Origin of the sequence: Paraburkholderia sp. Clong3, assembly GCF_050436485.1 — a bacterium.
In the GTDB taxonomy this organism is placed as follows: domain Bacteria; phylum Pseudomonadota; class Gammaproteobacteria; order Burkholderiales; family Burkholderiaceae; genus Paraburkholderia; species Paraburkholderia tuberum.
On the sequence record NZ_JBNDMH010000003.1, the window covers coordinates 180,723 to 192,341 of the forward strand.

Below are 11,619 nucleotides of genomic sequence, written 5' to 3' on the forward strand. Positions count from 1 at the left end.
GAATCAATGCGCCGGCTTGAAGCCGTACTTCGCGAGCACCGCCTGGCCGGCCGGCGATAGCACGAAGTCGATGAAGGCTTGCGCGTCGGCCGCGTGATGGCTTCCTTCGACCTGCGCGATCGGATAGCCGATCGGCGTTTGCGTCGGCAGGTTCAGCGCGACCTTGACCTTGTCGGGCATGATCGCGGCATCGGTGCCGAACACGAAGCCGGCGTCGACTTCGCCGCGCGCGACGTAATCAAGGCTCTGACGCACGTTCGACGCGAGCACCGCCTTCGCGCTGACCGCGTCCCATACGCCGGCGGCCTGAAGCGCGCCCTGCGTGTAGCGGCCAACCGGCACCGAGGCCGGATCGCCGAACGCGACTCGCTTGACGTTCGCGGTCGTCAGCGCATTGAGGTTGGCGGGCGCGAAATGACTGTCGGCTGGCACGATCAGCACCAGCGAGTTGGCGGCGAAGTCGCGCCGCGTCGACGGCACGATCACCTTTTCGGCGGCGGCCTTGTCCATTGCCTTCTGATCCGCGGACGCGAATACGTCGGCGGGCGCGCCTTTGACGATTTGTTGCATCAGCACGTCGGACGCGCCGAAGTTCAACAGAACCTTGGTGCCCGGATGCTGTTGCTCGAACGCGTCGCCGACCGCCTTGAACGCATTGGTCAGGCTGGCGGCGGCCGAGACCACCAGTTCATCGGCGTGGGCATTGACGCTGACCACGACGGCGACGGCGGCTGCGACGCACAGCGCGTACTGCTTCAGATGGCAAGAGAGTGTCATGAAGGACCTGGAGTCTGACGTGAACGGGAAGCAGTAGCTTAAAAACGCTATCGTAATATATGCGCGGTTATAGCGGTGGGCGAAACGGTCGATTCGGCGCAGCGCTTCACGTATGGCGTGAAGCGCGAGGGAAGTGCTACGAAACTGTAAAAGGAAGCTTGAAAACGCGGCGGAAGGGCCGGCGCAGCGTGCTCAGATGTCCGACGCGCGCATCGGCTGGAGCGTATTGCGCGTTTGCGACAGCGGCGCGGCCGACGGTCGAATGTCGCGTGGGGACAGCCATTTCGCGCGAATGAACGGCCGGTCGTGGCCGGACACCTTCAATGCGATATGCGTGACCCAGCGCTGCGTGGGCACGTGCACGCCGTGCATCAGGATTGCCAGCACCATCAGGCTGACGGTGACCGGGAGCGCCGACAGCCGGCCCGGCTCCGCATTCCACGCGATGCGCACGAACACGAGCGCGGCGAGCGCGCCGACGAGGCAGCCAGTCACGGCTTCGGACGGCGAATGCGCGCTCAGCACGACGCGCGACAAGCCCACCGCCAGGCCGGCGGCAAGCCCACCGAGCACGCCGAGCAGCCGGACGGCGCGGCGCGCGGGCAATAGCATCAAAAACAGCGCGACCGGATAGACGGCCGTGGACAGCATGGAGTGACCGCTGACGCCGGTGAAATCGAGCTCGCGCACGCCGACGCCCCAGCCGAGGAAGGCGAGCTTGGTCACGGTCACGACGCCGATCGCCGTACCGAGCAGCGCGAGCCAGCAGGCCGCGAGCCGCCACGAGTAGCCGACCGCCAACCACAGCGCGATGGCGAGCGCGAGCGGCAGCGTCAAGCCGGCGCCGCCGAGGCTGGTGATCGAATACCACAGGTGGATCGGTAAATCGGGCATGGCGGGAGCGCGACGCGGGTCGCGTGAAATCGGGTTGGTGGAAATCGGCGCGCGGCCGGCACGAAACGCCGATGCGGCCCGGATCGACACGTCGGGAGATCAACCGCCAGTATAGTCGGGTGTCGCGCGACGGTCTTGCGGCGCACAGCGCTTTTGCACGCCGAATGTGAGCTGCCGAACGGCTGTCGACGTGGTTTGACGACAGGGCCCCGGCAAGGTTCGCGACGATCGAAATGGGGCACGAAGAGCGGCGCTGTGTTCAGCACCGCAGGAAAAATGATGTTATTGTGCATTGCACAACTTCATCTGATCCGCAGTTTTGGGGTCCGCCTTTGTCCCTTTTGCGAGGTTATCGCCGATGGCAAAAAGCCTGTCGAAAATCTGGCTGCGTGGTTTCAAGCGCCTGCTCGCGATCCAAACCGAACACGCGCAAAAAACCGCCAAGCGAGCGCAGGCGCGACCGGTTCGCGCCGCCACCACCAAACCGTCGAGCAAGGCTCATCCACTGAAGCCGGCTGCCGCGCTACGCACGCCGATGAAACGCGAAGCGCCGCGCGAGTCGCGCGTGCGTCCACGCGCGGCCGCGTGGGCGAGCGGCGCGTGGACGCGCTCGTTCCATTCCGCGCCGGCCGCGCCGGGCCGGCTGGTCAATCACCTGCAGTACGGGCTCTATATCCCGTCCGGGCATGCGCATGAGGCGATGCCGCTGGTCGTGATGCTGCATGGCTGCACGCAGTCGATCGACGAATTCGCCGAGGGTACGCGCATGAACCTGCTCGCCGACCGCTACGGCTTCGCGGTCGTGTATCCGGAGCAATCGAAGCACGCGCACTCGCACCGCTGCTGGCATTGGTACGATGCCGGCGATAACGCGGGCGGCGCGGAAGCGCGCGCGGTCGTGTCGCTGGTGGATTCGCTGGTCGAGCAACACGGCTTTGACCGCGCGCGTGTCTACGTGGCGGGGATTTCAGCGGGCGCGGGGCTGACCGCGCTATTGGCCGTCAAGTACCCCGGCCATTTCGCCGCGGTCGCGCTGCATTCCGGCCCCGCTTTCGGCGAGGCGCGCTCCGGCATTACCGCGATGGACGTGATGCGGCGCGGCGCGCGTCGCGAGCCGGCGGAACTCGTCGACGAAACCACGAACGTCGCGCAATACCCGGGCATGCCGGCATTGATCGTCCACGGCGATGCCGACCATGTGGTGGCGCCGGTCAACGCGGACCAGTTGGCGACACAGTTTCTGCGTCTGAACCGCCTCATTGACGTAAACGGCGCGCGCAAAGCCGGCGAGACGCGCGAGGACCGCAAAAATGGCGTCGTGATGCGCGATTATCTGCGCGGCGGGCGGCGCGTGGTACGGGTTTGTCGTGTGCAGGGGCTGGGTCACGCATGGGCCGGCGGCGACGATGCGCTGCCCTTCCACTCGTCCAAGGGCCCGGACGCGAGCGCCATGCTGTGGGAGTTTTTCCGGCATCAGCGTCGCACGGACGCGGGCCGCATCGCGGAAGGATTGGCGGCATCGTCGGTCGGGCGGTGACGTCCGCGCAACACCTCGAAAATGAGCAGTGGCATGAAATCAGGGTTTTCCCTATAATGCGGGTTATCCCTTAGGCGTAAACGCCTAGCTATCACTGCCGAGGTGAACCATGTATCTGATCAGCCGCCTGTTCCTGTTTCTGACCAAGTCGCCGGACCAGCTCGCGAAGGAGCGCGCTGACGCCTATCTCGCTGAAGCGACCGATCTCTACGATCTCGAATTCCGCATGCGCAAGCTCGATCAAGAGACGAACGCGCGTCCGTCGTGGATGAGCCAGCACTACGGCTAAGCCGACTGCCTGTAACCGGGATCAGGCCGTCAGCAATCGGAACATCGGCGCGTGGTGAGGCGCTGGTGTTTGGGGTTGGCCATCAAGGCCATTGCCCGTATCGCGCACTCCCCTTTACTCATCGCGCGGCCTTCGCGCCCGCTTGGCAGACTCCACTCAAGCAGCCGGATTCAACTGCCACAACGCGTAGTTCAAAAGCGCGGCGTACGCGACCCACACGACATACGGCACGAGCAGAATGCCCGCGAGGCGATCGCGCCGCCAGAACACATACGTCAGCATCACGATCAGTAGCAGCAGAATCAGGATGTCGATCAGCGCCGTCTCCGGCCGATGCAGGCCGAAAAACAGCCACATCCACGCGGCGTTGAACACCAGCTGCACGACCCACAGTACGATCGCCGCGGTCAGGCCGTCGCGCTTCCACACGCGCCACGCGGAAAACGCCATCAGCACGTAAAGTACGGTCCAGACCGGTGGGAAAACCCAGATCGGCGGATTGAACACAGGCTTTTGCAGGCCCGTGTACCACGCGTCCGGCAGAGACAGACTCGCGGCCCAGCCGGCCGCCAGCGTCAGGATCAAAAACACGAGCAGCGACGGCAGACGGCGCATCTTCGCCCCCTTCAGACCTTCTTATTCAATAATGTGAGCAGGCACTCACTTTCCGTATCAGGCCAGTGTGCGCTCGCGGGCCTGTGCCTGGTCGACGATCCGTTCGGGATAATTCCCGCCCAGTACCATGCACCGAATTCCGCGAGCCGCTCAGCGCCGGCCAGCCACCGCGCGTGAATCCATTTTGCCGGCAAGTTCGCGAGCTGCGGTAGATATCGTTCGATAAAGCGCCGTCGGGGTCGAATTTTTCGGCTCGCGTGACCGGATTGAAAATACGGGGGTAAGGTTGCGCGCCGTAGCCGGTCGAGGCGGCCCACTGCCAGCCGCCGTTGTTCGCCGAGAAATCGAAGTCGTTCAGCAAATCGGCGAAGTATCGCTCGCCGAGCCGCCAGTCGATGCCGAGATCCTTCGCGAGGAAGCTTGCCGTGACCATCCGCAGACGGTTGTGCATATAGCCGGTCTGGTTCAACTGCAGCATCGCGGCATCGACGAGCGGATAGCCGGTGCGGCCGTCGCACCAGGCGGCGAACGCTGCGTCGGCCGAGCGGCCTTTTTCCTGGTGCAACTGCTCGTATTCCGGCTTGAACGGCGCGCTTTTCGCGAGGCGCGGGTGGTGCGCGAGGACCATGAAGTAAAAATCCCACCAGATCGGTCCCGACAGCCATGTCGCGGCGCCTTTGCCGTCGGGTTGCAGCGACATCTCGTACGCGAGCCGCGCCAATGTGCGGATCGACACCGTGCCGAAGCGCAGATGCACCGACAGATAGCTCGGCTTTTCACAGCGGGGAAATCGCGCCGTTCCGCGTAGCTGTCGATGCGCGTGAGGAAATCGTCGAGCGGCTGTTGGGCGCCGCTCATGCCGGCGGGCAGTTGCAAGTCCGTCAGGTTGCCAGGCGCGAAGCCGAGCTGGTCGAGTGTGGCGATCCTGCCCCGGCTCGCCTGGGTGGCGCGTCTGCCAGGCATCGACAATCGGCTGCAGGATCGTCGTGTCGAATACGAACACGCACCAGATACGCTCGCAATGCTTGGGCGCGTACTACAGCGCGGCATGATCGGTGCTGCACAGATCGCGGCGGAACCAGACGAGGCCGGAGTCGAAGCTGTCGTGCAGGCGGCGGGCGCATGTCATCGGGAGAGGCGGTCGGGCTGAAGGTGGTCGAGGACCGGCTACGCAGGATGCGTGCCGTGCGCGCGAAAACAATCAGCGCCCGGCCCTATTGTGCAGGGTGCGGGCGCTGCTCGCGACGGCACCGGGTAATGCGCCGTGAGCGGTTCTTCTTGAGCATTGCTGATCGGCGCAACGGCCGACCTGACCTCAAGCGACGTGCAGACGAACCGCGACGTTGTTACGCGTAGCGTTCGAGTACGGGCAGACCTGGTGCGCTGCATCCACCAGTTCCCTGGCAGCGTCCGCAGCCAGACCCGGCAGAGTGATACGCAGGTCGATGTCGAGCGCGAAGCCGCCCTTGTCGTTCGGACCGATGCCGACGTCGCCGGAAACCTGCGTGTCGGCCGGCAGGGCCTGTTTGCGCTGGCCGGCGACAAACTTCATGGCGCTCAGGAAACAGGCCGAGTAGCCGGCTGCAAACAGCTGTTCGGGATTCGTGCCTGCTGCGCCATTTCCGCCGAGTTCACGCGGTGCCGCCAGCTTCACGTCCAATGCATCGTCCGACGATACGGCGCGGCCGTCGCGGCCGCCGGTGCTCGTTGCGCTTGCCTTGTAGAGGATGTTCATGGTGCGGTTCCTAGTCTGGGGTGTCAGGGTTGGTTTGTTTGCCGCTGGCTGCCGGTTCGCCGGTCTGGCGAAGCGCTAGCGAAGCGGCATGTGAGCAAGATAGTACACAAATCATTTGTGTGCAAATGAATTTTGCGATGGAACCGGAACTAGTCCTTTTCAGTTATCGCCCTACTGGTCCATGAAGTCGTTGAGCGTCGTGCGCAGGCGTGTGAGGTCGTCGCGCAGACGCAGCAGGAAGTCCGCCGTCTGCTGCGTCGCGCAGAAGATTTCGCCGGGCACGTCGCGCGCCTGACGCTTGAGCGCCTTGCCCGCGCCCGTCAGGCGAATGTAGACGAGGCGCTCATCGTCGGTGCCGCGCGCGCGCGCGACGAGTCCTTGCGCTTCGAGACGCTTGAGCAGCGGCGTGACCGTCGCCGGATCGAGATTCAGGCGCGCGGCCATGTCCTTGACGGTGACCTCGTCGGTTTCCCACAGCACGAGCATCGCCAGATACTGTGGATACGTGAGTCCGAGCTTTTCGAGCAGCGGCTTGTACGCTTTCGTCATCGCGAGCGAGGTCGAGTAGAGCGCGAAGCACAGTTGCTCGTCGAGCGTGAAGGGGAGAGCGGGGCGCTGGGTCATGATTCATCTCGGCAAAAAGAGCGTGCAAATGGATTGCACGCAAACCATTGTGCCGCAAGTCGATTCAGGATGCCGAGCGTCGGGAACAGGTGTGTCGACAGAGACGTCGGGAAGGTGCGCGCGGAACACGCGGCGCGCGCGGGCGCCAGAACGGCTCCCGCGCCGGAACGACGGATCAGGCCGCCGGCGTGGTCGGCAGATCCGGCGTTTGCGGCGTCTGCACGCCGAAGCAGCCGCGATAGGTCGCGTAGAACGAGCAGTACAGCATGGTCGTGACGATCATCGTCGCGGGCATCAGGATCGCGAACGCGAAGTCGGCCGCGCCGAGCGCCTGCATCAGTGCGGACAGTCCGATCGACACGACCGTTGCGACTGCAAACCACAGCGCCGCAAATACGACGAAAGCGCCGCGATTGCGCCAGCAACTGACGACGCTGAAGAACATCGCCTTGATGGGCGGTACGTCGTGCCAGGCGGCGAGGATGGGCGAGAACCAGAACAGCATCGCGACCGGTATGTAGAACGCGAGCGCGGTGATCACCGCGAGCGGGATATTGCTGTTGGCGATCGTGTTCTCGTCCATCGACGCGTTGCCGAGCATCACCTTCAGCAGCATGCCGCCGTCGGCGAGCGCCGAGCCTGCCAGCACGAGCGCCATGGCGATGACATACAGCACGCCGAGCACGAGCAGCCGCCGCGCGACCACCGGGCCGTACGAATGAAAGCCGTCGACAAGGATGGTCGGAAACACCGGTTTGCCCGCGATCGTGTTGCGGCATGCGGCCATGAAGCCGACCGCGACACCGGGAATGAACAATAGCGGCAACACGCCGCCGACCACCGGAATCTGCGACACGAGCGTCATCACCAGCAAATAGGTGAAGAACAGCGTCAGAAAGGCGAGCGGATTCTTGCGGAATAGCCAGATACCCTGGCGGAACCACACATAGCCGGTTTTCGCGGGGACTTCGATCAGTTGCATGAGGTATGGATGCCTGGATTCGCGACGCCCTGCAGGCGCTCGCGCAGAATGCGTTCGAAATGACCGGGGTCGTGCGGCTTCAGCAGTTCGGCCGCGCGCGGCAAATGAAAATCATACAGGCGCGAGACCCAGAAACGGTATGCGCCCGCACGCAGCATGTCGCCCCAGTGATGGTTTTCCTCGACGGTGAACGGCCGCACCGTCTGATACGCGCGCAACAGCGCCTCGGTGCGCTCGGCGTCGAGCTTGCCGGTCGCGAGGTCGACGCACCAGTCGTTGACCGTCACCGCGACGTCGAACAGCCACTTGTCGCAGCCGGCGAAATAGAAATCGAAGAAACCACCGAGCCGCACTTCGTGGCCGGTGTCGGGCGCCGCGTGAGCGAACATCGCGTTGTCGCGGAACAGGTCGGCGTGGCACGGGCCCGCGGGCATTGCCGCGTAATCGGCGGAGGCGAAGAACGCTTCCTGATGCGCAAGCTCGGACGCCAGCAGATCGCGCTGCTCGCCTTCCAGATACGGCAGGATCGTCGGCACGGCTTCGCGCCACCACGGCAGGCTGCGCAGGTTCGGCTGATAGCGCGGATAGTCGCGGCCCGCGAGGTGCAGGCGCGCGAGCATCTGGCCGACCTCGACGCAATGCTCGACGCCCGGCGAGAGTTCGGGTGCGCCTTCGAGCTTCGTCACGATGGTCGCGGGTTTGCCGAGCAGCATGCCGAACAGCGCGCCGTCGAGACGCGGCATCGGATCCGGTACCGGCACGCGATGCGCGGCAAGATGCCGCATCAGGTTCAGATAGAACGGCAGTTGTTCAGCTGTCAGCTTTTCGAAAATCGTCAGCACGTATTCGCCGCGCGTCGTCGTCAGAAAGAAGTTGCTGTTTTCAATGCCGGACGAAATGCCGCGAAACTCGACGACATCGCCGAGATCGTAGTGACTCATCCATTCTGCGAGTTGGGATTCGTTGACAGCGGTGAAGACGGCCATGCGGAAACGTCGGATCAGGTTGTTCGGGCTGGCGCGGTGCGGCCAGTGCGAGGTGAGACAAACGAATGTGGCGGAGCGGGCGACGAATGCGGAACGGCGAAGTGCAAGCGTCGCCGCATTCAGCGCGGGTTCATCGCGCAGCGGCCGCGATCGGATTAAGCGGGGGCGCGCTCGCGCCGCGGCCGCCGTTGCCGGCGTGCCGCTTTCGTAACGATCAATAGTGGAGATTCACCGATGGCAAGCGCGTACTGGGCTTGCCGCTGTCGTGGACGGTGGGCGACGTGTCGGGCGACGCGCTCATCTGGTAGCGGGTGCCGAAATTCGAATGCACGTTGATTTCGACCGGCTTGCCCTTGTCGCGGAATTCAGTGATTTCGGTGCCGTTCGGGCTGACTTCGTGAAAGCTCGGCGTGCGCGGAACGTTGATGTCGACCTTCGAGCTGACCTCTGCGCCCGGACGATTGATCTTGTCCAGGTCCGGCAGACCGGCCCGTTCATTGGCGGACTGGGGCACGCCGGCGGCCGGCGGTTCATCGACGGGCTGGGCAGCCATCGCGGCGTTGCCGAAGGCCAGAGCCAGCGCAACAGCGATGGGAAGGAGCAGCTTCATGGTGATTCTCCGATTGGGTGCCCGGATTCTAGCAAATCCGGCCTGACGCACGGGCGCCAAGCCTTATTTTGCGCCGGTTTCGCGCAACCTGCGCGTTCTCGCGGGCGCTGTTGCAAGCGTCGCCGCCGACATTTGGCAACAGCGGGTTCCGTGGTAATGTCGTCTCATCAAAAAGGGTGAACGATGATGATCAACAACGATATCAATCAGCGCACGGTGCAGACTCCCGCCAACAGCTTCCCAACCGAAGGCTTCGACGACGCGGCCGAGGCCGTCACCCGCCTCGCCGCGATCTACGAGGCGAACACGTCGTTCCTGCGCGATGCGTTCGCGCGCTATCGCCGCAACGAGCAGTTCGACCATCGCGTGCGCGCCTGTTATCCGTTCGTGCGCGTGCGTACCGAGGTCAACACGCACGTCGATTCACGCCGCTCGTACGGTTTCGTCGCGGGGCCGGGCGTGTTCGAGACGACCGTCACGCGGCCAGACCTGTTCGGCAACTACTATCGCGAGCAACTGCGGCTGCTGGCGAAGAATCATCACGTGCAGATCGAAGTCGGTGTGTCGGACCAGCCGATTCCGATTCATTTCGCGTTCGCCGAGGGCATCCACCTCGAAGGCGATCTGGACCGCGAGCGCCTGTTCCTGATGCGCGACATCTTCGATATACCGGACCTCGCGCTGCTCGACGACCGCATCGTCAACGGCACGTACGAGCCGCTGCCGGGCGAGCCGCATCCGCTCGCGTTGTTCACGGCGGCGCGCGTCGATTTTTCACTGCATCGGCTGAAGCACTACACGGCGACCTCGCCGACGCATGTGCAGAACTACGTGCTGTACACCAACTACCAGTTCTATATCGACGAATTCGTCAAGCTCGGCCGGGGCATGATGGCCCGTACCGACGACGAGGAATTGCGCGCCTATCGCAGCGAATACACGTCGTTCGTCGAGCCCGGCGACGTCATCACCTACAACGAGAATCTCGGCGAGCAGGCGCAGGAGGGCACGCTGCCGCCACGTCTGCCGCAGATGCCGGCCTATCACCTGAAACGCGCGGACGGCAGCGGCATCACGATGATCAACATTGGGGTCGGGCCGTCGAATGCGAAGACCATCACCGATCACATCGCGGTGCTGCGTCCGCATGCGTGGATCATGCTCGGCCACTGCGCGGGACTGCGCAACACGCAGCGTCTCGGCGACTACGTGCTCGCGCACGGCTATGTGCGCGAAGATCATGTGCTCGATGCCGATCTGCCGCTGTGGGTGCCGATTCCGGCGCTCGCCGAAGTGCAGGTCGCGCTCGAGCGCGCGGTCGCGCAGGTCACGCAGCTCGACGGCGTCGAGCTGAAGCGCGTGATGCGCACGGGCACGGTGGCGAGCGTCGACAATCGCAACTGGGAGCTGCGCGATCATCGCGAGCCGGTGCAGCGGCTGTCGCAAAGCCGTGCAATCGCGCTCGATATGGAAAGCGCGACGATCGCCGCGAACGGTTTCCGCTTCCGCGTGCCTTACGGCACGTTGCTGTGCGTGTCGGACAAGCCGCTGCACGGCGAGCTGAAGCTGCCGGGCATGGCCGATCAGTTCTATCGCGCGCAGGTCGATCAGCATCTGCAGATCGGCGTGAAGGCGATGGAACTGCTGCGGATGAATGGGCTGCATCGATTGCATAGCCGCAAGCTGCGCAGTTTCGCGGAAGTCGCGTTTCAGTAACTCAGACCGAGGCACTGATAAACAGCCCGCTTACGCTGGATGTGCCGCTTTGAAGATGGCTCGCGAGCGACGTCGGAACCAATCTTCGTTGGTTGTCGAGGTGACGCTCGCCGGCTCAACCCTGCCCGAAACCGGGTCAACCCGATCAAGCTCCCCGCCGCCAGCAGCCACAGCGGATGAATCCGCGTCTTCGTCGCCATCACGGCCGTGAACGCAGTAATCGCCCACGCTATCGCGGTCGGATTCGACGCGCGTGCGATCAGCGCCGCGCTCGCCGCGACGAGGCCGGTCGTCACCGGCACGAGTCCCAGCTGCGCAAAGCGGCGCCACGGACGGTCCTTGAAGCGGTCCCACGCATGCAGCGCGAGGATCGTCAGGAGCGACGACGGCCCGAACTTCGCAATCGACGTGACGAGCATGCCGGCCCAGCCGGCCACATGCCAGTCGATCAGCGTGACGATCATCTGGTTCGGGCCGGGCGCGGCTTGAGCGAGCGCGAACAGCGCGCTGAACTCGCTGGCCGGCATCCAGTGATGCACGTCGACCACCTGCCGCTGCATCTCCGGAAGGATCGTATTGCCGCCGCCGAACGCGAGCAGCGACAGCTGACTAAAAATCGCCGCAAGGGAATCGAGCATGTCGTTCATCGCGCGCTCCTTGCAGCAAGATAAATGCTGAGCGGCGTGAGCACGAGCATCGTCGGCAGCAGCGGCAGTCGCAGCATCGACGAGTGCGCGGCGCGCGAGCGCGGCTTCGGGTGAGGTGAGTTCGTTCAGATTGCGAGCTTCGAGTACCAGCTGAGCACGTTAGCGCCGGACGGCAAGCGTGCAAACGATTTGTTCGCCAATCCGGTT

The 11,619-nt window shown here is 64.2% G+C and carries 12 protein-coding genes and 2 pseudogenes; 4 read left to right on the forward strand and 10 right to left on the reverse strand.

Going from position 1 to position 11,619, the window contains the following annotated elements:
* Window positions 1-3: 3 nt before the first annotated feature.
* Together modA and OKW30_RS24310 are read right to left on the reverse strand one after the other, a co-directional pair.
* On the reverse strand, window positions 4-777 hold the full coding sequence (gene modA / locus OKW30_RS24305) for a molybdate ABC transporter substrate-binding protein (RefSeq protein WP_184072189.1): 774 nt from the start codon (window positions 775-777) through the stop codon (window positions 4-6).
* A 192-nt stretch (window positions 778-969) separates the two neighbouring features.
* Window positions 970-1,671: a phosphatase PAP2 family protein gene (locus tag OKW30_RS24310; RefSeq protein ID WP_184057481.1), complete on the reverse strand. Its 702-nt coding sequence runs from the start codon at window positions 1,669-1,671 to the stop codon at window positions 970-972.
* 358 nt (window positions 1,672-2,029) lie between these two features.
* On the opposite strand from OKW30_RS24310, the gene OKW30_RS24315 reads away from it, so the two are divergent.
* Window positions 2,030-3,208, forward strand: coding sequence for an extracellular catalytic domain type 1 short-chain-length polyhydroxyalkanoate depolymerase (locus OKW30_RS24315; protein WP_184072187.1), 1,179 nt, complete (start codon window positions 2,030-2,032; stop codon window positions 3,206-3,208).
* 109 nt (window positions 3,209-3,317) lie between these two features.
* A complete protein-coding gene (locus tag OKW30_RS24320; RefSeq protein ID WP_090808381.1) occupies window positions 3,318-3,497 on the forward strand; it encodes a DUF3563 family protein in 180 nt (59 codons plus the stop codon).
* 156 nt (window positions 3,498-3,653) lie between these two features.
* On the opposite strand, the gene OKW30_RS24325 is transcribed toward OKW30_RS24320, so the two are convergent.
* Entirely contained in the window at window positions 3,654-4,112 is a 459-nt protein-coding gene (locus OKW30_RS24325; protein WP_429347849.1) for a TspO/MBR family protein, read from the reverse strand.
* A 57-nt stretch (window positions 4,113-4,169) separates the two neighbouring features.
* Window positions 4,170-5,036: pseudogene (locus tag OKW30_RS24330) on the reverse strand (cryptochrome/photolyase family protein); the annotation flags it as partial.
* Here OKW30_RS24330 and OKW30_RS24335 point away from each other — a divergent pair.
* On the forward strand, window positions 4,969-5,262 hold the full coding sequence (locus tag OKW30_RS24335) for a hypothetical protein (protein ID WP_429349235.1): 294 nt from the start codon (window positions 4,969-4,971) through the stop codon (window positions 5,260-5,262). The pseudogene OKW30_RS24330 and the gene OKW30_RS24335 sit on opposite strands and share 68 nt — an antisense overlap.
* 165 nt (window positions 5,263-5,427) lie before the next feature.
* On the opposite strand, the gene OKW30_RS24340 is transcribed toward OKW30_RS24335, so the two are convergent.
* The 5 genes from OKW30_RS24340 to OKW30_RS24360 all read right to left on the reverse strand — a co-directional run bounded on the left by OKW30_RS24340 (window position 5,428) and on the right by OKW30_RS24360 (window position 9,049).
* The gene (locus OKW30_RS24340; protein WP_429347850.1) at window positions 5,428-5,847 is read right to left on the reverse strand and encodes an organic hydroperoxide resistance protein; all 420 of its coding nucleotides are present in this window, start codon (window positions 5,845-5,847) and stop codon (window positions 5,428-5,430) included.
* Between the two features lie 171 nt (window positions 5,848-6,018).
* A complete protein-coding gene (locus OKW30_RS24345; RefSeq protein ID WP_184072185.1) occupies window positions 6,019-6,471 on the reverse strand; it encodes a MarR family winged helix-turn-helix transcriptional regulator in 453 nt (150 codons plus the stop codon).
* A gap of 175 nt (window positions 6,472-6,646) precedes the next feature.
* Window positions 6,647-7,453, reverse strand: a complete 807-nt coding sequence (locus tag OKW30_RS24350; RefSeq protein ID WP_184072184.1) for a BPSS1780 family membrane protein — start codon at window positions 7,451-7,453, stop codon at window positions 6,647-6,649.
* Window positions 7,444-8,439: a homoserine kinase gene (locus tag OKW30_RS24355; protein ID WP_429347851.1), complete on the reverse strand. Its 996-nt coding sequence runs from the start codon at window positions 8,437-8,439 to the stop codon at window positions 7,444-7,446. Before OKW30_RS24355 ends, OKW30_RS24350 begins: the two co-directional genes overlap by 10 nt.
* A 214-nt stretch (window positions 8,440-8,653) precedes the next feature.
* On the reverse strand, window positions 8,654-9,049 hold the full coding sequence (locus tag OKW30_RS24360; RefSeq protein ID WP_429347852.1) for a hypothetical protein: 396 nt from the start codon (window positions 9,047-9,049) through the stop codon (window positions 8,654-8,656).
* A 189-nt stretch (window positions 9,050-9,238) separates the two neighbouring features.
* Here OKW30_RS24360 and OKW30_RS24365 point away from each other — a divergent pair, with 189 nt between their 5' ends.
* A complete protein-coding gene (locus OKW30_RS24365) occupies window positions 9,239-10,765 on the forward strand; it encodes an AMP nucleosidase (protein WP_409259241.1) in 1,527 nt (508 codons plus the stop codon).
* A gap of 134 nt (window positions 10,766-10,899) precedes the next feature.
* On the opposite strand, the pseudogene OKW30_RS24370 reads toward OKW30_RS24365, so the two are convergent.
* Window positions 10,900-11,412 (reverse strand): annotated as a pseudogene (locus tag OKW30_RS24370) (chromate transporter); the annotation flags it as partial.
* Window positions 11,413-11,619: the final 207 nt, after the last annotated feature.